This is a genomic window from Pseudomonas protegens CHA0 (genome assembly GCF_000397205.1).
GTDB lineage: Bacteria > Pseudomonadota > Gammaproteobacteria > Pseudomonadales > Pseudomonadaceae > Aquipseudomonas > Aquipseudomonas protegens.
This window is the reverse complement of the sequence record NC_021237.1, coordinates 6,696,595-6,719,076: the sequence shown is the minus strand read 5'-3', so window position 1 is coordinate 6,719,076 and position 22,482 is coordinate 6,696,595. Positions and strand designations below refer to the sequence as shown.

Genomic DNA, 22,482 nt, shown 5'->3' with positions numbered 1-22,482 from the left:
CTCAGCCCAGCACCAGGGTGTTCTTGATCTGCGCCCAATGGGCGGCTTCCGCGTCGCCGAGCTTCTGTGCCTTGACGTAGCTCATGGCGAGCATCTGTCGGGTGCCGGGCAGCACCAGGGCCAGCTGGAACTGGAACACCTGTTCTTTGCCCTTGTTGAACTGGCTGCGCAGCTCCAGGCCCTGGATGTCCTGGGCCGGGCCCAGCTGCACCGGTTGCGGAGCCTGGCAGCGCAGGTCCTGGACTTGCTGCTCCAGCCGCTGCAGCTGGCTGGCCAGGTTGCTCTCCAGGGTTTCGCCGTCCCCCAGCAGGCTGCGGCTGACGATCAGCGAAGTGCCCAGGGCCGGGAACTTGAGGATATTGATCGAGGCGTCCTGCAGTTCGCCGGCAGGCAGCTGGAACTGCAATTCATTGAGGCGATAGGTCATGACAAGGGCGTCCGTTCATTAGCCTTTGGGGGCGGAAAAGGGGGCTTTGGCCTTGGCGCTGATGGCGCCCTGCACACCCTGGCCCTCGGTGGTGGTGCCCGGGCCGCCGCCGTTGTTCAGGTGCAGCACGCCACCGGTATTGATCTGGGCATCGGCCGAGGCATGCACGCTGATGTTGACCCCGCACAGGTTGATCTGGCCGCTGGCGTTGAGCTCCAGGATGCTGGCCCCGCATACCAGGCGCAGGCGCTCGCCGACCTCGATCACATAGCTCTGGCCGACGCTGTCGAGCTTCTTCTCGCCGACCCGCAGCTCATCCACGTGCTGAACGATGCGCGTGCGCTTGTTGCCGATGGTCACGTACTCGTCGTGGCCGATGCTCTTGTTGCGGTTGTTGCCCACCGAATGGCTTTCGTTGACCTCGACCACGATGTCCTGGTTGCGCTCGGCGTGGATGTACAGCTGCTCCGCGCCCTTTTTGTCTTCCATGCGGATTTCATTGAAGTTGGCCGGGCTGCCGCCCTTGCTCGAACGGCTCTTCATGCCGCTCTGGGTGGCGTTGGCGGGCAGGTCGTAGGGCACGGTCTGTTCGGCGTTGTAGACCCGGCCGGTGATGATCGGGCGATCGGGATCGCCTTCCAGGAAGCTGACGATGACTTCCTGGCCGATGCGCGGGATCTGCATCGAGCCCCAGTTCTTCCCGGCCCAGGCCTGGGACACGCGAATCCAGCACGAGCTGTTTTCGTTGGACTGGTCGTGGCGGTCCCAGTGGAAGTGCACCTTGACCCGGCCGTACTGGTCGGTCCAGATCTCTTCCCCGGCCGGGCCCACCACTCGCGCGGTCTGCGGGCCCTGGACCATGGGCTTGTGGGTGGTGGCCAGGGGGCGGAAGCTCTGCTGGGCGTCGATGCAGGTCAGGTGGCTCTCGAACTGCGCCGAACCGCCGCCAGCGCCGCTCTCCAGGCTTTCCTGGACCAGGTAGTAGCGGATGCTGACGATCAGGTATTCGCGGTTCTGGTCCTGGCGGCTGAAGCCGGTGAGGCTGAACAGGTTGCCCACCCCCAACCCCCGGGCGTTGCCGCTGAGCTCGATGCGCTCATGCAGGCTTTGCAGGGCCTCGATACGGGTCTGGGCATAGTGCTCGCCGTCGCTGCTCTGCACGTAGGTGCCGGGGTAGTCGTAGAGCGGGTAGTCGCCGGCGCTGTGGGGCCGCGGCATGGCCGAGCGCACGTCGATCCGGGCGCTGGGGCGCTGGAAATCATAGTCGTTGAGCTCCAGCGAGCCGGGCTGCACCTCCTGGGCCAGGTGCCAGTCGAACATGTGGTCGCGCTCGCGCTGCTGCTCGTCTCGCGGGTAGTAGGGCACCGAGGCGTAGCCGGGCACGCTGCTGTGAGCGCCATAGGCGTCGGCCAGCACCACCACGTGGCGGTCCTTCTCGTGGCGGAAGAAGTAGTAGATACCTTCCTGTTCCATCAGCCGGCTGACGAAATCGAAGCTGGTCTCGCGGTACTGCACGCAGTACTCCCACTCCCGGTAGGGGCGGCTCAGGGCGTCTTCGAAATCGGAAAAGCCCAGGTCGCGGAACACCTGCTTGATGATCTGCGGGATGCTCAGGTTCTGGAAAATCCGGCAGTCGGAGGTGCGACTCAGCAGCCACAGCCAGGGGCGCAGCGTCACCTCGTAGCTGGCGAACTGGCCGGTGTCGATGTTCTGGCTGCAGCGCGCGACGATGCCGTGGAAGTACCGCTGGCCGCCGCCGTCCAGCTGTACGCTGAGGCCCATGGGCTTGCCCAGCAACTGGTTGAGGTCGATGTTGGCGTCACTGGAGGCCAGTTGCAGCTGGTAGTCGAACAGCCGCCCCAGCTCCTCGCCGCCGCCCAGGCTCTTGAGCAGCAGGACGTCCGGTCCCAGGGGGCAGTTGACCTGTGCCAGTCGTGTGGATTGCTGAAATAACATCGTCAGTCTCGTTGAATGCGTGGTGTGCCAGGTCAGCCCCCTGCAGGAGCGAGCGTGCTCGCGAAGGCGCCAGGTCCATCACCGTGGCGGTCGCTTCGCTGGCAAGCCGGCTCCTGCGCAGGGCGTGGGGTCAGGCCGGCTCGCTGAAGTCGTAGTGCAGTTCGTTGTCGCGCTGGCTGATGCGCACCCCGGCCAGGGCGCGGCCTTCGAGCATGCGGTTGAGGAACTCGCGGCTCATGTCCGGCAGCAGGCTGTTGGTCAGGATGGCGTCGATCATCCGCCCGCCGCTTTCGGTCTCGGTGCAGCGCGAGACGATCAGGTCGATGACCTCGTCGTCGAAATCGAAATCCACCTTGTGGGTGCTTTCCACGCGCTTCTTGATCCGCCCCAGTTGCAGGCGGGTGATGGCCTTGAGCATCTCGTCGCTCAGCGGGTAGTAGGGAATGGTCACCAGGCGCCCCAGCAGTGCCGGCGGGAAGATCTCCAGCAGTGGCTGGCGCAGGGCCTTGGCGATTTCCTCCGGCTCGGGCACCGCCTGCGGGTTCTTGCAGACGTTGGCGATCAGCTCGGTGCCGGCGTTGGTGGTGAGCAGGATCAGGGTGTTCTTGAAGTCGATCATGCGGCCTTCGCCGTCTTCCATGACGCCCTTGTCGAATACCTGGAAGAAGATCTCGTGCACGTCCGGGTGGGCCTTTTCCACTTCGTCCAGCAGCACCACGCTGTAGGGCTTGCGCCGTACCGCTTCGGTGAGCACGCCACCTTCGCCGTAGCCGACATAGCCCGGCGGGGCGCCCTTGAGGGTGGACACGGTGTGGGCTTCCTGGAACTCGCTCATGTTGATGGTGATGACGTTCTGCTCACCGCCATACATGGCTTCGGCCAGGGCCAGGGCGGTTTCGGTCTTGCCCACCCCGGAAGTGCCGGCCAGCATGAACACGCCAATCGGCTTGTTCGGGTTGTCGAGGCCTGCGCGGGAGGTCTGGATGCGCTTGGCGATCATCTGCAGGGCGTGGTCCTGGCCGATGATGCGTTTCTTCAGGTGCTGGTCCAGGTTGAGCACGGTTTCCAGCTCGTTGCGGGCCATGCGCCCCACTGGAATGCCGGTCCAGTCGGCGACCACCGAGGCCACGGCCTGGTAGTCCACGGTCGGCAGGATCAGCGGGGTCTCGCCTTGCAGGGTGCTGAGGCGCTGTTGCAGGTCCACCAGTTTTTCCCGCAGGCCGTGGCTGTCGTCGCCGACGTCGCTGTCCACCAGGCCGACGTTTTCCCGCAATTGGGCGCGGGTTGCCAGCAGTTCGTCCACCAGGGTCTTCTCTTGTGCCCAGCGACTTTCCAGCTCGGCCAGGCGCTCGCGCTCGGCAGTCAGGAGGTTCTCGCTGTTGACCTGGCGGTTGCCAATGGCAACGCCGATCGCCTGTTCCCGGGCGATGATCTGCAGCTCGGTTTCCAGGGCCTCGATGCGCCGGCGGCTATCGTCCACCTCGGCCGGCACGGCGTGCAGGCTGATGGCGACGCGGGCGCAAGCGGTATCCAGCAGGCTGACGGATTTATCCGGCAACTGGCGCGCGGGAATGTAGCGATGGGACAGTTTGACCGAGGCCTCCAGGGCTTCGTCGAGGATCTGCACCTGATGGTGCTGTTCCATGGTCGAGGCCACGCCGCGCATCATCAGCAGCGCCTTGTCTTCCGAAGGTTCGGCTACTTGCACCACCTGGAAGCGCCGGGTCAGGGCCGGGTCTTTCTCGATGTGCTTCTTGTACTCGGCCCAGGTGGTGGCGGCCACGGTGCGCAGGGTGCCACGGGCCAGAGCCGGCTTGAGCAGGTTGGCCGCGTCGCCGGTGCCGGCGGCGCCACCGGCGCCCACCAGGGTGTGGGCTTCGTCGATGAACAGGATGATCGGCTTGGGCGAGGCCTGGACGTCCTCGATGACCTGGCGCAGGCGCTGTTCGAACTCGCCCTTCATGCTGGCGCCGGCCTGCAGCAGGCCGACGTCGAGGCTGCGCAGTTCAACGTCCTTGAGCGCCGGCGGCACGTCGCCGACGACGATGCGCAGGGCGAAACCTTCCACCACCGCGGTCTTGCCCACCCCGGCTTCACCGGTGAGGATCGGGTTGTTCTGCCGGCGGCGCATGAGGATGTCCACCAGTTGGCGGATCTCTTCGTCACGGCCGACAATGGGGTCGAGCTTGCCGCTGCGGGCCTGTTCGGTGAGGTCGACGGTGAAGCGCTTGAGGGCTTCCTGCTTGCCCAGGGCGCTGGGGGCCATGGCGCCGCTGGCTTCGCCGGGCACCGCACCGGCACTGAAGCCGTCGCTGGCGCTCAGGGCGTTTTCCGGCGAGTCGCCGATGTATTCGTCAAAGCGCTCGCACAGGGTCTCGACCTTGATCTTGTCGAACTCGCGGGACAGCCCCAGCAACGCATGGCGCAGGCTCGGGGTCTTGAGGATGCCGATCACCAGGTAGCCGGTGCGCACCTGGCTTTCGCCGAACATCAGGCTGCCGTAGACCCAACCGCGCTCCACCGCCTCCTCGACGTGGGACGACAGGTCGGTGATCGAGGTCGAGCCCCGGGGCAGGCGGTCCAGGGCCTCGGTCAGGTCCTTGGCCAGGCGCGCCGGCTCCAGGTTGAACTGGCGGATGATGCGGTGCAGGTCCGAGTCCGTAAGTTGCAGCAACTGGTGAAACCAGTGGGCCAGTTCCACATAGGGGTTGCCCCGCAATTTGCAGAAGACCGTGGCGGCTTCGATGGCTTTGTAGGCAACGCTGTTGAGTTTGCCGAACAGCGCCGCGCGACTGATTTCACCCATGCTCTGTGCTCCTTGGTGTACGTGAGGTAGTGGCCAGGTCGGCGTAGTGCCGGGCCAGTATTAGATCCTTGGCATCGCTGCCGGGTTGGCCGAGCCAGGTGTTGAAACCCAGGCGCTGGCGGCCGTTGAGTTGCAGCTTGGGCACTTCGTCCTTGAGCAGGACCAGGTTCAGGTCCCAGTCCAGCTCGAAGCCCAGGTATTCGGCGGCCCAGGCCACCAGTTCCTGGAATTGCTGGCCGTCGGGCAGCATCCCCAGGTAGTCGTCCAGTTTCATCGGGCCGAGGCGGATGCGGAACTTGTGCTGGCGGTCCCAGACGTGGCTGCCCAGGCAGAAATCCACCCCCAGCTGATGGGATTGCACCCCGACCCGGCTGCGTTCGGGCAACTCCAGCCACTGGCCGACATATTCCTCGATCTGCACCGGCAGGCCGAAATACTCGCTGATGATCGCCCGCAAGCCGTCCGGGTAGCGGGTCTGGGCCGCCAGGTGGCCGCTGTAATGCAGCTTGGCGGTGTCGGCTATCAGACCCTGCTTGAGCAGGCTGGGCATGCCCCGGCCCGACAGCGCCGCCAGCCGCGCCGACCAGTAGTCGTCGTCCGGGCGATCGTGGCTCACCGTCGGTCGGGCTTCGGCCCAGGCCCGATAGAACAGGCTCAGCAGGCGGTGGTGGAACACATCGAGAAAGCGCTTGCTGGTGCTGTCGGCGTTGTTGCGCTGGCGCTCGCGCACGTATTCGGTGATGTGCAGCGGCAACGGCCCGTTGGGCCCGCCGAGGCCGAAGAAGAACTGCTCCAGGCGGGTCGCGGCGCCGTCGCTGCCGGGGGTGACCGAGGCCAGGGTGGCCGGGGCGAAGCTGCAGTCGGCCTGCTGTCCCAGGCGCAGCGGATCGTCCGCCAGGCGCACGGAGTGACCGAAGCGCGGCAGTTGCGGCGACAGGCATTCGATACGCCGCAGGGCCTGGAAGAAGTCGTACTCCCAAGGCTCGGCGTGCATCGCCGTCAGCGTATTCAAAGAGTCGGACGACGTCCGGGCTTGGCTTTCCATCGCATGATCTCGCCGCGTTCGGTGGTACGGATCACCGTCTCGGTAAAACTGTTGATCGACACATAACGTGCCAGGAAGCGCTCGAATACCGCGCCGAGCAGAAACACCCCGGTGCCGCGGAACGCGTTTTCATCGAACTCCAGGGTGATCTCCAGGCCCCGGCCGAAGACGATCGGCCCGGGCATCGGCAGGCGCCGGGTCACCGCCTTGCTGCTGACTTCCCGCAGGCCCTCGATCTGCAACTGCAGGGCCGCGTCGTTGCTGTCGCCGTACAACCGCAGCAGTTCGCGCAGGGCCGCCGCGCCCTGGCCCTGTTCGCTCAGGGACAGGTAGTTCAGCGATAGCTGGCTGATCAGGCGCCAGGCCTTGCCGTCGTGGGCATGGCTGGGGCGCGGCCGGCTCGGGCCCGCCAGGCAGCGGATGGCCTGTACCGGGGCGCTGTCGGCCAGGGTGAAGTCGGTCTTGCCGTTGCCGGTGTTCATGAACAGTGGCAGGTCGCGGTTGGTGCACAGCGCGCTGACCCCGAGCTGGCGCAGGTCGTGGCGATAGGGCGCCTGCTGGCTGTCCACCAGGCTGACGAAGGATTCGCTGCCGATGTAGGTGGAGCGCGGGCCGTTGCGACGCTGGTCGCTGGACAGCACCCGCGGCTCGCGCCGGACGATGTAGTAGGACTGGTCGCGGCCGTAGCGGGATGGATCGCGCACGGCGTAGAACGGCAGGAACGGCTGTTCCGGGCCGGTGCCGTGGCCGCTGATGGCGGTCAGCGAGTGGACCTCGAAATCCATCGGTCGGGTGCGGTCGGCGATCACATGGTGCTCGTTGACCCGGTCGGACAGGTGGATACGGTCCAGGCGCTTGGGAAACAGGTTGATCGCCGGGGTGCAGAAGGGCACGAACTGAGCGGTGCCGACGCTGCCTTCCAGGCTCTGGTCGAAGCGCTCGAAGAGCACGATCAGCTCCAGCTCCTGGCCGGCGCAGCGCTGGACCGCGCGCCCCAGCTGGGCGAATTCGACGAACAGGAAGCGGTTGGGCAGGGCGAAGTATTCCTGCAGCAGGCGGTAGCCCTGGAAGGCCTGGGGCACCACCGGCAGCGCCGCGTCGCGGTCGTCGAAACCGCGCGAGCGCAGGGCGTCCGGGGGCAGGCGCTCGACCCAGTCGCCGCCCGGGGCCCGGGCGAACACCGCGCAGACGTTGCCCAGCAGTTGTTCGTAGAGGCGGAACGGCTGTTCGTCATTGCCGTTCAGGTACAGCGGCAACTCGTCCAGGGCCAGGCTGTTGAACGGCAGTTCGGCGCCGGTGCGCAGGGTCAGGCGCAGCCCGGCCTTGGCCCTGGGCTCGCTGGCGGCCAGGCGCCCGAGCACTGCCGACGGGTTGCCGAAGTATTCGGCCTGGGCCACTTGCAGTGGCCACAGGGTCACCGAGTGCGCGGTGCGGTATTCGCAGCAGGTCTGGGTATCGCGGCCCAGGGCGGCGCGCAGGCTGGTGTCGCGCTCCAGGGTGAAGCCGCTGCTCAGGGAACCTTCGTCGGGATCGGCCTGCAACTGCACCACGGTCATCGACGGGGTCGGTGCCAGGTAGTGCGGGTAGGCGATCTCCAGCAGGTTGTGGGTGAAGGTCGGGTACTCGGCGTCGAGCTTGAGCTGCACCCGGGCAGTCAGGTAGGCGAAGCCCTCCAGCAGGCGCTCGACATAGGGGTCGGCGCAGTCCATGCCCGACAGGGTCAGGCGGCTGGCGATCTTCGGGAATTCCTTGGCGAACTCCGCGGCGCTTTCGCGCACGTGGTGCAGTTCCTGGTTGTACAGCTCCAGCAGGCGCGGGTTCATGAGCGCCTCCGGGAGTCGGCGTGCACTACTCGTACGTGGCCCGATTCCAGGTCCATGTCGGTTTGCAGCAGCAGGCGCAGGGGCATCGGCTGGGCCCAGAGGTCGCCTTCGATCTCGAAGCTCAGGGCGTTGTGGTTCATTTCCCCGGGCGCGGTGCGTGCGCGTACCCGCAGGGTGCTGCGCAGGATGCGCGGCTCAAAGGTGGCGATGGCCTGGTGGATCAGCGCCTCCAGGGCCGGGATATCGATGCTCGAAGCGCTGTACCCGGCCAGGGCCGGCAGGCCGTAGTTGACCACCGAAGTACCGGCGGGGGTGTGCAGGGTGGCGTCGGCTTCCAGCAGGGAAGTGGTGTTGAGCAGCCATGCCAGGTCGCGCAGTACCGAGGCCTTGAGCTGGCTCAGGGACAGCACGCGTTTGTCCGGGCTTTCTTTCAGGTTGCCGGGTTCATCGTCGGTCAGACGATCCAGCAGGGAGGGTTGCAAGCGATCGCGGGCGGCGATGTCGGTTACCAAGGGGTTCGCTCCAGGATCGGATTGCGCAGGCATGACGTCACGAAAAGGGGCATAACCAAAGACTCACGAGGACGCGGTCCTGGCCAACCGTCCTCGCGTTGCGCCAGGCGCAACGCGAGGGCCGGGCCGGTCGCCGCCACAGGGCAGCGACCGAAGCGGATCAGCGCTTGGTGTTGGAGCGGATGTTCCAGCCGTACTTGATCGGGCCGCCGTCCTTGGTGCCGTCGGCTTTCTGCGGCTGGTACTCGACCATCACCTGAGCGAAGTTCAGGGTGATGTTTTCGGTCAGGCGGTCATCGCTGCCCGAACCGCCGGTGCTCAGCGAAGTGATCAGCACTTCTTCCAGGTCGATGATCATGTACTCGACCTGGCTTTCGCCGCCGGCCTTGCGCACGGTCAGGCGCACCTTGTCGATGTGCTTGCCGCTGGAGCAATGCATCATCAGGTTCGGCGATGCCTTGTCCACGTACTTGGTCAGCGACAGGTCCTGGATGTTCACCTTGCCCGCGCCGCCGCCACCGCCAACGTGCATGTTGCCGGACTGGGACATGCCCCAGCTCCAGTTCAACACGTCGATTTCGTCCTTGTGGGCTTTGTCCATGGACTCGCCCTTGATGTCACCGATCTTGATGAAAATATCAACAGCCATGTTTTCTCCCTGTGTGGCACTTGCCACGATGTTGATTCAGCTTCTGTCGCCGCTGCGCGAGGCCCTGTGGACCTCGCGCGGCCTGTGGCTGCGGCCGCAGGTTTGAGTCGGTTATGGGTTAGGCGCCCTTGGCGGACGGCAGTTTGGATACCAGGCGCAACGACACGGTCAGCCCTTCGAGCTGGTAGTGCGGGCGCAGGAAGAACTTCGAGTTGTAGTAGCCGGGGTTGCCTTCGACTTCCTCGACCACCACTTCCGCCGCGGCCAGTGGGTGCTGGGCCTTGGTGGTTTCGGTGGAGTGCGCCGGATCACCGTCGACGTAGTTGAGGATCCAGTCCTGCAACCAGCGCTGCATCTCGTCCTTCTCTTTGAAGGAGCCGATCTTGTCGCGCACGATGCACTTCAAGTAGTGAGCGAAGCGGCAAGTGGCGAACAGGTACGGCAGGCGCGCGGCCAGGTTGGCGTTGGCGGTGGCGTCCGGGTCGTCGTATTCGGCCGGCTTCTGCAGCGACTGGGCGCCGATGAAGGCGGCGAAGTCGGTGTTCTTCTTGTGCAGCAGTGGCATGAAGCCGTTCTTCGCCAGTTCCGCTTCACGACGGTCGGAGATGGCGATCTCGGTCGGGCACTTCATGTCCACGCCACCGTCGTCGGTGGGGAAGGTGTGGGCCGGGAGGTTTTCCACCTCGCCGCCGGACTCCACGCCGCGGATCCGCGAGCACCAGCCGAAATGCTTGAACGAACGGTTGATGTTCACGGCCATGGCGTAGGCGGCGTTGGCCCAGGTGTACTTGGAGCTGTCGGCGCCGTCGGTGTTTTCCTCGAAGGCGAAGGCTTCCACCGGGTCGGTCTTGGCGCCGTATGGCAGGCGCGCCAGGAAGCGCGGCATGGTCAGGCCGATGTAGCGCGAGTCTTCCGATTCACGCAACGAGCGCCAGCCGGCGTATTCCGGGGTGGTGAAGATCTTGGTCAGGTCGCGCGGGTTCGACAGTTCCTGCCACGAGCCCATGCCCATCACGGTCGGCGAAGCCGCGGCGATGAACGGCGAGTGCATGGCGGCGCAAACCTTGGACAGCTCGCCCAGCAGCTCGACATCCGGTGGCGACTGGTCGAAGTAGTAGTCGCCCACCAGGCAGCCGTAAGGCTCGCCGCCGAACTGGCCGTATTCCTCTTCGTACATCTTCTTGAAGAGCGGGCTCTGGTCCCAGGCCGTGCCCTTGAATTTCTTCAGGGTCTTGTGCAGCTCCGGCTTGGAGATGTTGAGCACGCGGATCTTGAGCTGCTCGTCGGTCTCGGTGTTGTTCACCAGGTAGTGCAGGCCGCGCCAGGCGCTTTCCAGCTTCTGGAATTCCGGGTGATGGATCACCTGGTTGACCTGGGCGGTGAGCTTGGCGTCGATGGCGGCGATGATCGACTCGATCGACTTGATGGCGTCGTTGGACACCAGGTCGGTCTGCGCCAGGGCCTGTTCGGCCAGGGTCCGCACCGCGGTTTCCACGGCTTCGCGAGCACGCTCGGTCTTGGGCTTGAATTCCTGCAGCAGCAGCGATGCGAATTCGCTGGCCTGCTCGGTGGCGCCGGGTTGCGCCTGATTGTCACGCATCAATTCGGTCATGATCGTTGGTCCTGATTTACGCGTTCGGCTCGGAGTCAGCAGGCTTTGGCGCACTGGCCAGGGCCTGGAGCAACGCCGGATCCTTGATGGCTTTCATGATGATTTCTTCGGCGCCGGTCTTGCCGTCCATGTAGGTCAGCAGGTTGGCCAGCTGGGTGCGGGCTTCCAGCAACTGGTTCAACGAATCGACCTTGCGCGCCACGGCCGCCGGGCTGAAGTCGTCCATGCTCTCGAAGGTGATGTCCAGGCTCAGGTTGCCTTCGCCGGTCAGTTCGTTGGGCACGTGGAAGGCCACCCGAGGCTGCATGGCCTTGAGGCGCGAGTCGAAGTTATCGACGTCGATTTCCAGGAACTTGCGATCGGCCACGGCCGCCAGGGGCTCCACGGGCTTGCCGGCGAGGTCGGCCATCACGCCCATGACGAAGGGCAGCTGGACCTTTTTCTCGGCGCCGTAGAGTTCGACGTCGTACTCGATCTGCACCCGGGGCGCGCGGTTGCGCGCGATGAACTTTTGAGAACTTTGCTTCGCCACGTTGTGCTCCTGGTCGCTGCTGCGACGGTGTTGGCGTCGGTCGGTGGTTGCCGCTGACGATACTGCTCGGTTGTTCCGGGGTTAGTCGGATTCAGGGCCGCGCAGGTTTTCAAATTGGGACATGCCGTCGGGAATCAGATTGCGCACGATGGCCGCGAAGTCGGCGTTGACCAGGTTCTTGGCCCGGTTGAGCAGCACCGGCAACGGGCTCGAAGGCTCGTGGCGGCTGTAGTAGGCCAGCAGCCGGTCAAGGCTGCGCAGCACGTCTTCGCGGCTGCTGATCTCGCCGGAAATCCGTACCGGGGCTGGCGCTGCGGGCGCACCGGGCTCTTCGGTGGACGGCCCATCGGCGTGTTCCTCGACCGCGTTCTGCGCGCCTTGCGGGGCGTGCTGGCCCAGCACCTGCAGCGCCAGGCGCAGGGGTTGCTTGAGGGCCGTGAGGTCTACACCGCTGGCCGAGCCTACTTGTTCGCTGACCTGTTTCTCGATGCTTTCGGCCGCCGAGCGGGCTGCGTTCAAGGCGCTGCGAATCGCATCCAGGTGCTCGGGGTCGCTGTCTTGCAGGGCGCCGGCCAGGTGGTCGGAGCCCAGGCTCTCGCCGGAAAAGTGCTGCAGGCCGGCGGCGTTCAGCGCGGCTCGCAGGCTCACCGGGCCGAAGGTCCGGGAACGGGTCAGGATGGCTTCGCGGAGCAGGCCGATGGTGGTGTCGGACGCCAGGCCGGCCAGGGCGTTGATACGCACCGTGGGGTCGTTGTCGTCGTCGGCGTCCAGGCGCGGATGCAGGTCCGCCCAGTAATCCCGGAGCAGGCCGTCGATCAGTTCGAGGCTGGTGGCCAGGCCCGGCAGGCCTTCGAGGGCCAGGGTGCTCTGCAGGAGGAAGTGGGTGATGCGCAGGTCTTTGCTGCGCGCCAGCAGGTCCAGGCTCTGTTGCTGGATGCTGCGCCAGTCCGGCGGCTCGGCCGGCAGGATCGAGTCGCCCATGCTGCGCTCGGGCTGGCCCTGTGCGGCCCGCTCCAAGTGCAAGAAATCCGCGTCATATTCCAGGTCTTCGCCACAAGGCGAAGTTGCTGAAACCGCGGCGAGCAACATCGGTACATCCACCTGGTTTGATCTCCCTATCAGCCTGCAGGACAGTCAGGCAATTAATGCACTAGTTTGTTTGTGAACTCGCGCACATTTCTTGGTTTATATGGACTCGTTGATACTAGTGAGCCATCATCCGTGTTCAAGAAGTTGTGCATTTTTGGTGTAGTAGTTGTGCCTTGTCAAGGTAAGCTATTCGCCCCGCATGACAGTGTTATGTCGCCTTATAGCTCCTTGACCGGCGAGTCAGATCGGGGCGGTACGAAAAGCTTTTGTCATGCGTGTAGTTTAAGTTAAGCGATCATGCTGTGAACGGCGCTGTTTAAAGGATTTTTTGCGGACTTTTCATTTTTTCACGGAACTTTTTTCCCTTCGCCGGTTCGCACGCGGAAGTACAGCAAGGAGGCGCGATGTCGCTGTGTTTGACTATCACTAGTTATCACAAGATTACCCCTGGTCAATGCCCTGAAAAACTAATGGACCAGGGAATGATGGCAATTGGCCGCAGTTCCGATAATGACTGGGTACTTCCTGATCCCGAACGCTTAGTTTCCGCGCGGCACTGTGTCATCCAATACAAGGATGGCCGTTATTATTTGACCGATAACAGTACTAATGGTGTGGAGTTAGTCCGTGCCGGTATTCGTATGCGCCGGGGTAGCAGCGAGCCTCTGGAAGATGGCGAGGTTATTCGCATTGGCGATTATGAAATCAGTGCGCGCATCGATTTCAGTCTGAACCGCCCGGGGGCTGAACCCTTTTCCGGGGACAGCTCCAATAGTTTCGAGGCGCTGATGGGGCGTCAGGCGGCTTCGCCGACCCCCATCGAACCGATTTCCATGGCCCCGGTGGCGCACTTCCAGGGTGCCTCGGCCCAGGACACCTTTCCCGATCTGTTCGACTTTCTCGCCCCCAGCGCGACCCCGCCGGCCACCCAGCCGGACCACGTGCCGGCCGAGCAGCACGATTTTCGCCCGCCGACCCCCACCGCGGTGCCCCAGCCCGTGGCACCGCCTGAGCCATCGGCGCCCCAGGGCGGGGCGGTGATTCCGGAGGACTGGGACCTGTTCGGCTCGACGCCCGCAAGCCCTGCGCCAGTGCCCAGTGCGCCGCCCGTGGTTGCCCCGCCGGTGGTTGCTGCCGCGCCGATTGCCCACCAGGCCTCGTTCGCGGCAGAACCCGCGCAGCCGCAGCCGCAGCCGCAGCCGCAGCCGCAGCCGATCGCCCAGGCGCCCGTGGCACCGGTGGTTTCCGAAGTGGAGCTGGCTCCTGTTGTCACGCCCGCGCCGGCCCCGGTCGCCCCCCAGGGGGATCTGCTCCAGGCCTTCCTGCGCGGGGCCGGGCTCGATCAACTGCGTATCGAGCCGCAGCAGGCCCAGGCCCAGATGGAAAGCCTGGGTCGCAGCTACCGGTTGATGGTCGAGGGCCTGATCGATGTGTTGCGTGCCCGCAGCAGCCTCAAGGGCGAGTTCCGCATGCAGCAGACGATGATCCGCCCGGTGGAAAACAACCCGCTGAAGTTCGCCCCCAATGTGGACGAGGCGATGCTCCTGCTGCTGCGTCACAGCAACCAGGCATTCATGGCTCCGGATCAGGCCGTGCAGGACAGTTTCGATGACCTGCGGGCGCACCAGCTGGCGGTCATGGCCGGTGTGGAAGCGGCCATCAAGCACCTGCTGGGGCGCTTCGAGCCCACTGAACTGGAAGCTCGCATGGCTCGCCCCGGCGGCCTGGGCAACCTGTTCAGCGGCTCGCGCCAGGCGCAGAACTGGCAGCAGTTCACTGCACTCTACAAACAGATTTCCCAAGAGGCCCAGGACGATTTCCAGGACCTCTTCGGTCGTGAGTTCAGCCGCGCCTATGAAGAACACACCCACCGGCTGCGCCGTTCCTGAGCGCGCCTGGAACACCCGAAAAACACGGATACACGGACAGCTGATACGTCATTGAGGACGCAGGATGATTCAACGATTGCTGACATTGGTTGCCATGCTGGTACTGGCGGCCTGTGCCAAGGACACACCACCTCCCGGCGAACCGGCCAAGGAAGCGCCCGGCGCCACGACTGTGGAGCTGCATTTCCAGGCGGTCAGCGGGCTCAACCCCGGGCCTGATGGCCAGAGCACGCCGGTGCGGGTACGGATCTTCGAGCTGAAGAATCCGGCCACCTTCATGCGCGCCGACTACTTCGCCCTGGCGGAGCGGGCGCCGGCTACCCTCGGCCCGGACCTGATCGACCAGGATGAAGTGCTGGTCAAGCCCGGCGACCAGTTCACCCTCAAGCGCACCCTGGACCCGGCCACCCGTCAGGTCGGCCTGCTGGTGGGCTATCGCGAAGTGGACCAGGCCCTGTGGCGGGTCGGGGTCAACACCGCGCAGCGCCTGAGCAACCAATATCAGATCGTCCTCGACGTCCGCGCGGTCAGCGCCGAGCTCGTGGCATCCCCATCCAGCCCTGCCCAATAGGCAATCGGAGCAACCATGTCCTGGAACAATCGCGTGGTCTGGTCGGAAGGCATGTTCATTGGAACCCAGCACTTCCAGCAGCATGACCGTTACCTGGAAAACCTCATCGACGCCCGCAGCCGCCCGCTGTCGACGGGAGCCTGGGGGTTCTCCGAGCTGCGTATCGATCAGGGCCTGCTGGCCCAGGGCAAGCTGGCCATCGTCAGCGCCCGTGGCCTGCTGCCTGACGGCACGCCGTTCAACATTCCCCATGACGACCTGGCGCCCAGCCCGTTGTGCATCGACGACAACCTGCGTGACGGCCTGGTGTACCTGGCGCTGCCCCTCAAGCGCGCCGGCGCCCGGGACACCGTGGACGAGGGCGAAGAGCTGGGCGGTGCCCGCTACCTGAGCCAGGTGCGCGAGGTGCGTGACGACAACGCACCGTTCGAGAACCGCGCGCCGGTGGCCGTGGGCTCTCGGGCCCTGCGCCTGCTCACCGCCCAGGACGGCCTCAGCGACTACGCCGCCATTGGCGTGGTGCGGGTCAAGGAGAAACGCGCCGACCGTGCTCTGGTGCTGGACGACAGCTACATTCCGCCGGTGCTGGACGTGGCCGCGTCCAAGCCGTTGAGCGCCTTTCGCAGCGAGCTGCTGGGCCTGCTGCACCAGCGCGGCGAGGCCCTGGCCGGGCGCGTGGTGGCATCGGGCGCGGGGGGCGCTTCGGAAATCGCCGACTTCATGCTCCTGCAACTGGTGAACCGCGCCCAGCCCCTGGTCAACCACCTGAGCCAGATCAGCCCGCTGCACCCCGAGCGCCTGTTCAGCGAGCTGGTGAGCCTGGCCGGCGAGTTCTCGACCTTCACCCACAGCGCCCGGCGCCCTGAGCAATACCCGCAGTACCAGCACGATGAGCTGGCCATGAGTTTCGCCCCGGTGATGCAGGCCCTGCGTGAAGCGCTGTCGATGCTGATCGACAGCAAGGCAACGCCGATCCCCATCGTCGAGAAAGCCTACGGCGTACACGTGGCGATGCTGGCCGACCGCACCCTGCTGGAGAACGCCAGCTTCATCCTGGTGGTGCGTGCCGACGTGCCGGGCGAAACCCTGCGCGGGCGCTTTGCCCAGCAGAGCAAGGTGGGTTCGGTGGAGCACATCCGCGACCTGGTCAACCTGCAGCTGCCGGGCATCGGCCTGCTGCCGCTGCCGGTGGCGCCGCGGCAACTGCCGTACCACGCAGGCTCGACCTACTACGAGCTGGACCGTGGCAGCGAGCACTGGAAACAACTGGTTCACTCCGGCGGCTTCGCGTTCCACGTCGCGGGAGAATTCCCGGGCTTGAACCTGGCCTTCTGGGCCATTCGAGGATAAGTCGCGATGCATCCTTTCGACGATTCGCCAGGGCAGCCGTCCCCGCCCAACGACCGTACCCAATTCATGCCGCGCCCCGGTGGCCGTGCTCCCGAGCCCGGGCGCCCGGCTGCTGCGCCCGCGCCGTCGCTGGCCATGCCAGCGGCGCCGCTGCCGGCCGGCCAGGCCCGTGGCCTGAACCCCCTGGAAAGCGCCGCGGGCCCGCTGCTGGCCTTGCTCACAAGGTTGCGCAGCACCCTGGCGCACCCGGCGCCGGCCAGCCTGAGGGCGCAACTGCTGGCCTACCTGCGCCAGTTCGAGGAGCGCGCGGAAGCCGCCGGCGTGCCGCGCAACGACGTGCTGCTGGCGCGCTATGCGCTCTGTACTGCCCTGGATGAAGCCGTGCTGAGCACGCCCTGGGGCAGCACCAGCGACTGGGGCAAGCAGAGCCTACTGATCACCGTGCACAACGAGGCCTGGGGCGGCGAGAAGGTCTTCCAGCTGCTGGAGCACTGCCTGCAAAGCCCGCGCGAGCGCCTGTACCTGCTGGAGCTGTTGTACCTGTGCATGTGCCTGGGTTTCGAAGGCCGCTACCGGGTGATGATCGATGGCCGCAGCCAGCTCGAGGCCCTGCGCGAGCGCACCGCGGCCACCATCCGCAGCGCCCGTGGCGAGCACGAGCGCGAGCTGTCGCCACACTGGCGCGGGGTCAGCGTGGCTCGTGACCGGCTGGCCCAGTTCATGCCGCCTTGGGTCGGCATCGCCATCGGCGTGGCCCTGCTCCTGGCGCTGCTGTTCGGCCTGCGCCTGAAACTGGCGGCGGACGCCGAGCCGGTGTTCAAGAACATCCATGCCCTGGGCGAGATCCCGGTGCAGACCCTGGACCGCCCGGTGATCCAGCCGAAGATTGTCGAGCGTCCGCGCCTGGCGGGCTTCCTCGCCGAGGACATCAAGGCCGGGCGGGTGGCGGTGGAAGACGCCGTCGATCGTTCGGTGGTGACCATCCGTGGCGACGAGCTGTTCGCCTCGGCCAGCGCCAGCATCCTCGACGACTACCAGCCGCTGATGCTGCGCATCGCCGACGCGGTGCGCAAGGTCAAGGGCCAGGTGCGGATCACCGGCCACAGCGACAACCGACCGATCGCCACCTTGCGCTTCCCGTCCAACTGGAAGCTGTCCCAGGCCCGCGCCGAGTCGGTGTTGCAGATCCTCGCGGCGAAGACCGGGCAGCCGGAGCGCTTCAGCGCCGAAGGCCGCAGTGACACCGAGCCGCTGGCAACCAATGCCACCGCCGAAGGGCGGGCACGTAATCGTCGGGTAGAAATCAGCGTATTGGCGGAGGGGGTCGAGTGAAGGCGTTTTTCAGTTTTGTGATTCGCTGGGTGATCCCGCTGCTGGGGCTGATCGCCCTGAGCCTGATCATCTGGTTCATTGGCCCGTTGCTGGAGTTCCTGGTACCGGAAGGCCGGCGTTGGGCGCTGATCATTTTCATCTTCGCGCTGTGGATCGGCTACCGGGTGTTTTGCATCATCCAGACCCGTCGGCATGCGGCCAAGGTCTTGCAGAGCCTGGCCGCCGACACCCCGCCGGACCCGGACAGCGTGGCCACTGCCGAGGAACTGGCCGCCCTGCGCCAGCGCATGGACGAAGCCCTGGCGCTGCTGAAGAAGGCCAAGCTCGGCGGTGACGAGCGACGCAATCTCTACGAGCTGCCGTGGTACGTGATCATCGGTCCGCCGGGTTCCGGCAAGACCACCGCACTGGTCAATTCCGGCCTGCATTTCCCCCTGGCCGCCCAGTTGGGCGCCGGTGCCGTACGCGGCGTGGGCGGCACCCGCAACTGCGACTGGTGGTTCACCGACCAGGCCGTGCTGCTCGATACCGCCGGCCGCTACACCACTCAGGACAGCCATGCCACGGTGGACAAGGCAGCCTGGCTGGGCTTTCTCGACCTGCTGAAAACCCAGCGCTCGCGGCGGCCGATCGATGGCGCCTTCGTTGCCATCAGCCTCTCCGACCTGTTGCTCGGCAGCGAAGCGGAGCGCGCTGCCCACGCCGCAGCGATCCGCCTGCGGATCCAGGAGCTGTACACCCAGCTGGGAGTGCGCTTCCCGATCTACCTGATGCTCACCAAGCTCGATCTGGTGCCGGGTTTCATGGAGTTCTTCGACTCCCTGAGCAAGGAAGAGCGGGCCCAGGTCTGGGGCATGACCTTCGCCCTGGACGACGGCAAGAGCGGTGACAGCCCCCTGGCCCACCTGCCGGCGGAACTGGCGGCCCTGGAGCAGCGGCTCAACGAGCGCCTGGTGGAACGCCTGCAGCAGGAACGCGACCCGGCGCGGCGCGACCTGATCTACGGCTTCCCGCAGCAGTTCGCAGCGCTCAAGGAATCCTTGCAGAGCTTCCTGGAAGGGGTGTTCAAGCCCAATGCCTTCGAAGAGCGGGTACTGCTGCGCGGGGTGTACTTCACCAGCGGCACCCAGGAAGGCAGCCCGATCGACCGCCTGATCGGCGCCATGGCCCAGAGCATGAACCTGGACCGCCAGCACCTGGCGCGGCAGACCGGCACCGGGCGCAGCTACTTCATCGAGAAGCTGTTCAGTGCCGTGGCCTTTGCCGAGCGCGGGCTGGTGGGGGTCAACCCCAAGGTCGAGCGCCGGCGCAAATGGATCGCCCGTGGCGCCCTGGCTGGCACCGTAGCCCTGGTGCTGGTGGTCAGCACCTTGTGGATCATCAGCTACAGGGCCAACCAGGCCTACATTGCCCAGGTCGACCAGCGCGTCGGCCCGGTGCGCCAGGACGTGCAGAACCTCAGCCCGGCCCAGCGCGATGTGCTGGCGGTGCTGCCGCTGCTCAACGCCACCCGCCACCTGGCCGGCGACGCCCCGGGCTGGGCCGAAGGCCTGGGCCTGTACCAGGGCGACATGCTCGAAGCCGAGTCCGCCAGCGTCTATCGCAAGCTGTTGGTGGCGGTGTTCGCCCCACGGCTGATGACCCGCATCGAAGAGCAACTGCACAGCGGCGGCAACTCGGACTTCCTCTACGAGGGGCTCAAGGCCTACCTGATGCTGGCGGACAGCGAGCACTACGACCCGGACTTCATCAAGGCCTGGATCACCCTGGACTGGGATCACACCTTGGCCCGCGACCTGCCGCCGGACCAGCGTCAGGCCCTGACCGGGCACCTGCAGGCGCTGTTCGAAAAACACCCACCGAACGCGCGCCTGGACCAGCGCCTGATCGACGACCTGCGCCGCCAGCTGCAACAGCTGCCGGTGGCCCAGCGGGTGTATGACCGGGTCAAGCGCGCCAAGCTGCCGGACGGCGTGCCGGACTTTCGCCTCAGCGAGGCCGGTGGCCGTGACGCCGCGCTGGTGTTCACCCGCAAGAGCGGCAAGCCGTTGAGCGAGCCCCTGAGCGGGCTGTTCACCGCCAAGGGCTACCGCCAGGGCTTCCTCCTGGCCAGCCTCAACCAGGCAGGCACCCTGGCGGAAGAACAGTGGGTGCTGGGTCGCGATCAGGCCGACCAGCAGAACGTCGCCAGCCTTGCCGCCGACGTGCGCCGCCTGTACTTCCAGGATTACCTGCGCCAGTGGGACGCCTTGCTGGCGGACATCGACTTCGTGCCGATCACCAGCGTGGCCCAGGCCGCCGACGTGCTGCGGATTCTGTCCGGGCCCACTTCGCCGCTGAAGAAACTGTTGGTGGCCGTGGCCAAGGAAACCGACCTGCAACAGGAAGAACGCCTGCTGGCGGCCCAGGGCCAGAAGGTCGAGGGCGGTGTGGACCAGCTCAAGCAACGCCTGGGTACCCTGCTGGGCCAGGAACAGTCGGCCAACCCGGCTGCCGTGGCCAGCAGCGAAGACCCGGTGAGCGCGCACTTCGCCGAACTCAACAGCCTGGTGAGCAAGGGCGAGGGCGAGCCGGCGGCCATCGACGGCCTGCTGGCGGACATGAACGCCCTGTACGTGCAGGTCAGCGCCATGGTCGGGGCCAGCGGCGACGCGCTGCTGGGCGAGGCCAAGAACCAGGCCAGCGCCGCTGCGGCGCGGGTCAGCCTGACCGCCGAGCGCCAGCCTCCGGTGGTCCAGGGGCTGGTCAAGTCGGTGGTGGGCTCCACCACCAACACCATGATGGGCGGGGTGCGCAACCAGCTGAACGCGGCCTGGGTCAGCGAAGTGGTGAACGTCTATCGCCAGTCCCTGAGCGGCCGTTACCCGATGTCGCCGGGCAGCTCCCGGGACGCGACCCTGGAAGACTTCGGCCAGTTCTTCGGCACCGGCGGGGTGATGGACAACTACTTCCGCAAGTACCTGCAGCCCTACGTCAACACCTCGACCACCACCTGGAGCTGGCAGCCAGGCGCGGCGCAGAAGCTGGGGATTTCCCCTGGCGTGCTGCAGACCTTCCAGCGCGCTTCGAACATTCGCGACGCCTTCTTCCGCTCCAGTGGCGGTACCCAGCCGGCCGTGCGTTTCGAACTCAAACCGGTGGCGATGGACGCCGATATCAGCCAGTTCCTCCTCGACCTGGACGGCCAGCAACTGAGCTACGACCACGGCCCGAGCCGGCCGGTGGCCATGCAATGGCCCAACCCGGGGAGCATCGGCGTGGTGCGCCTGTCGATCATGCCGCCTTCGGCCACCGGGCGTTCCGGGATCACCCTGGATGGCCCCTGGGCCTGGTTCCGCCTGCTGGAGCAGTCGGACCTGACCGCCACCAATTCGCCGGACCGCTTCAACCTGCGGCTACGGGTGGACGGTGCGAGCATTTCCTACGAGCTGCGGGCCAGCAGCGCCTTCAACCCGTTCAAGAGCCGGGTGCTCAGTGGCTTCAGCCTGCCGGAGCGGCTATGACGGCGCCGGGCCTGTACGGCAAGTTGGCCAGCCGCGGCGATTTTGTCAGCCGTGGCCTGCCGCAGAGTTTCATCGGCCCCTGGGACAGTTGGCTGGCGGCGGGGCTGCTGGCCAGCCAGAACGCCCTGGGTGAGCAGTGGCTGAACGCCTACCTGATCAGCCCGTTGTGGCGCTTCGCCCTGGCCCCCGGGGTCTGCGGGCCCCAGGCGGCGGTCGGGGTGGTGATGCCGAGCATCGACCGGGTGGGGCGCTATTTCCCCCTGACCGTGGCTGCGCTGCTGGAGCCCGAGGCTGACCTGGCTTCGTTGGTCGGCGGCCCGGAGCAGTGGTTCGAACAGGTGGAAGAGCTGTTGCTGGCGACCCTGGAAGAGGGCGCCAGTTTCGAAGCCCTGGAAGAGGGCTTGCAGGCCCTGGGCGCGCCAAGCCCGGCCAGCCGGATCGAAGGCAGCCACTACGCCGGCCTGCAGCGGTTTTACGTCAGCGATCCACAGGCCCGGGGCGCGGTACTCGCGGCCCAGGCCTGCGCGGGATCGAGTGCCTGGTGGGGGCGCGGTTCGCAGTACATCAGCCCAATGCTGTTGCGCTGCCAGGGCTTGCCGCCGGCCAGTGAATTTGCGCAATTTTTGCTCGGACAAGAGGGTGCCGTCTAAATGCGTTCAGCGCCGCAACTGTCCTACCAGTCCGCCAGCTACAGCCATGTCGGCATGGTGCGGAAAATCAATGAAGACGCCTGGCTCGAAGCCCCGGAGACCGGCCTGTGGCTGGTGGCCGACGGTATGGGCGGGCACGCCGCCGGGGACTATGTCAGCAGCCTGATCGTCGACAGCCTGCGGGCGGTTCCGGCCGCCGACAGCCTGGACGACTATGTCGCCGCGCTGCGCAACGGCCTGGCCGCGGTCAACGCCGCGGTGCGCGAGGAAACCGCCAACCGTGGGGTGACCATGATGGGCAGCACTGTGGTGCTGCTGGCGGTACGCGGGGCCCGGGCCGTGTGCCTGTGGGCCGGCGATAGCCGCCTGTACCGGTTGCGGGACGAACAGCTGGAAGGCATTTCCCGGGACCACAGCTACGTCCAGGACCTGCAGGACAGCGGCCTGCTCAGCGAGGCCGAGGCGCGGGTGCACCCGCGGGCCAACATCGTGACCCGGGCGATTGGCGTCGAGGCCCAGCTGGAGCTGTCCCAGATTGACCTGCAGGTGCAGGACGGCGACACCTTCCTGCTGTGCAGCGACGGCCTGAACAAGACCGCCGAGGACTTTGAGCTGCGTGACGTGCTCAGCCACAGCGAGCCCAATGACGTGGTGCGCAGCCTGATCCACCTGGGCCTGACCCGGGGCGCTCCGGACAACATCACCGCCATCGTGATCAAGGCCGCAGGACACTGAC

The 22,482-nt window shown here is 66.0% G+C and carries 17 protein-coding genes; 7 read left to right on the top strand and 10 right to left on the bottom strand.

The window, feature by feature from the left end; all coding sequences use genetic code 11:
- Position 1: 1 nt before the first annotated feature.
- The 10 genes from PFLCHA0_RS30190 to tssA form a co-directional block, all read right to left on the bottom strand.
- Positions 2 to 427 (bottom strand): DcrB-related protein, encoded by a 426-nt coding sequence (locus PFLCHA0_RS30190; RefSeq protein WP_011064263.1) that lies wholly within the window; start codon positions 425 to 427, stop codon positions 2 to 4.
- 18 nt (positions 428 to 445) lie between these two features.
- Entirely contained in the window at positions 446 to 2,383 is a 1,938-nt protein-coding gene (locus PFLCHA0_RS30185) for a type VI secretion system Vgr family protein (protein ID WP_011064262.1), read from the bottom strand.
- Positions 2,384 to 2,513: 130 nt separating this feature from the next.
- A complete protein-coding gene (tssH, locus tag PFLCHA0_RS30180) occupies positions 2,514 to 5,189 on the bottom strand; it encodes a type VI secretion system ATPase TssH (protein ID WP_015637485.1) in 2,676 nt (891 codons plus the stop codon).
- Positions 5,182 to 6,234: a type VI secretion system baseplate subunit TssG gene (gene tssG / locus PFLCHA0_RS30175; RefSeq protein WP_011064260.1), complete on the bottom strand. Its 1,053-nt coding sequence runs from the start codon at positions 6,232 to 6,234 to the stop codon at positions 5,182 to 5,184. The genes tssH and tssG overlap by 8 nt, the downstream gene beginning before the upstream one ends.
- The gene (gene tssF / locus PFLCHA0_RS30170) at positions 6,198 to 8,057 is read right to left on the bottom strand and encodes a type VI secretion system baseplate subunit TssF (protein WP_011064259.1); all 1,860 of its coding nucleotides are present in this window, start codon (positions 8,055 to 8,057) and stop codon (positions 6,198 to 6,200) included. Before tssF ends, tssG begins: the two co-directional genes overlap by 37 nt.
- Positions 8,054 to 8,569 carry a type VI secretion system baseplate subunit TssE gene (tssE, locus tag PFLCHA0_RS30165; RefSeq protein WP_011064258.1) on the bottom strand — a complete coding sequence of 172 codons (516 nt, stop codon included), beginning with the start codon at positions 8,567 to 8,569 and terminating at the stop codon, positions 8,054 to 8,056. Before tssE ends, tssF begins: the two co-directional genes overlap by 4 nt.
- 160 nt (positions 8,570 to 8,729) lie before the next feature.
- Positions 8,730 to 9,218, bottom strand: coding sequence for an Hcp family type VI secretion system effector (locus PFLCHA0_RS30160; protein ID WP_011064257.1), 489 nt, complete (start codon positions 9,216 to 9,218; stop codon positions 8,730 to 8,732).
- 118 nt (positions 9,219 to 9,336) lie between these two features.
- Entirely contained in the window at positions 9,337 to 10,830 is a 1,494-nt protein-coding gene (tssC, locus tag PFLCHA0_RS30155; protein WP_011064256.1) for a type VI secretion system contractile sheath large subunit, read from the bottom strand.
- A gap of 16 nt (positions 10,831 to 10,846) precedes the next feature.
- Positions 10,847 to 11,362: a type VI secretion system contractile sheath small subunit gene (tssB, locus tag PFLCHA0_RS30150; RefSeq protein ID WP_011064255.1), complete on the bottom strand. Its 516-nt coding sequence runs from the start codon at positions 11,360 to 11,362 to the stop codon at positions 10,847 to 10,849.
- Positions 11,363 to 11,443: 81 nt separating this feature from the next.
- The gene (tssA, locus tag PFLCHA0_RS30145) at positions 11,444 to 12,463 is read right to left on the bottom strand and encodes a type VI secretion system protein TssA (protein WP_041752688.1); all 1,020 of its coding nucleotides are present in this window, start codon (positions 12,461 to 12,463) and stop codon (positions 11,444 to 11,446) included.
- 392 nt (positions 12,464 to 12,855) lie between these two features.
- Between tssA and tagH the strand changes: the two genes are divergently transcribed.
- The 7 genes from tagH to PFLCHA0_RS30110 all read left to right on the top strand — a co-directional run bounded on the left by tagH (position 12,856) and on the right by PFLCHA0_RS30110 (position 22,481).
- Positions 12,856 to 14,340, top strand: a complete 1,485-nt coding sequence (gene tagH, locus PFLCHA0_RS30140) for a type VI secretion system-associated FHA domain protein TagH (protein ID WP_011064253.1) — start codon at positions 12,856 to 12,858, stop codon at positions 14,338 to 14,340.
- Between the two features lie 64 nt (positions 14,341 to 14,404).
- Positions 14,405 to 14,911, top strand: a complete 507-nt coding sequence (gene tssJ / locus PFLCHA0_RS30135; RefSeq protein ID WP_011064252.1) for a type VI secretion system lipoprotein TssJ — start codon at positions 14,405 to 14,407, stop codon at positions 14,909 to 14,911.
- Positions 14,912 to 14,926: 15 nt separating this feature from the next.
- Positions 14,927 to 16,261 (top strand): type VI secretion system baseplate subunit TssK, encoded by a 1,335-nt coding sequence (tssK, locus tag PFLCHA0_RS30130; protein WP_011064251.1) that lies wholly within the window; start codon positions 14,927 to 14,929, stop codon positions 16,259 to 16,261.
- A gap of 6 nt (positions 16,262 to 16,267) precedes the next feature.
- Positions 16,268 to 17,593, top strand: a complete 1,326-nt coding sequence (locus tag PFLCHA0_RS30125) for a DotU family type VI secretion system protein (protein WP_015637481.1) — start codon at positions 16,268 to 16,270, stop codon at positions 17,591 to 17,593.
- Positions 17,590 to 21,096 carry a type VI secretion system membrane subunit TssM gene (gene tssM, locus PFLCHA0_RS30120; protein ID WP_015637480.1) on the top strand — a complete coding sequence of 1,169 codons (3,507 nt, stop codon included), beginning with the start codon at positions 17,590 to 17,592 and terminating at the stop codon, positions 21,094 to 21,096. The genes PFLCHA0_RS30125 and tssM overlap by 4 nt, the downstream gene beginning before the upstream one ends.
- A complete protein-coding gene (gene tagF / locus PFLCHA0_RS30115; RefSeq protein ID WP_011064248.1) occupies positions 21,093 to 21,746 on the top strand; it encodes a type VI secretion system-associated protein TagF in 654 nt (217 codons plus the stop codon). The genes tssM and tagF overlap by 4 nt, the downstream gene beginning before the upstream one ends.
- Positions 21,747 to 22,481 carry a PP2C family protein-serine/threonine phosphatase gene (locus PFLCHA0_RS30110; RefSeq protein WP_011064247.1) on the top strand — a complete coding sequence of 245 codons (735 nt, stop codon included), beginning with the start codon at positions 21,747 to 21,749 and terminating at the stop codon, positions 22,479 to 22,481. It abuts the gene before it with no gap.
- The last annotated feature ends 1 nt before the right edge of the window (position 22,482 follow it).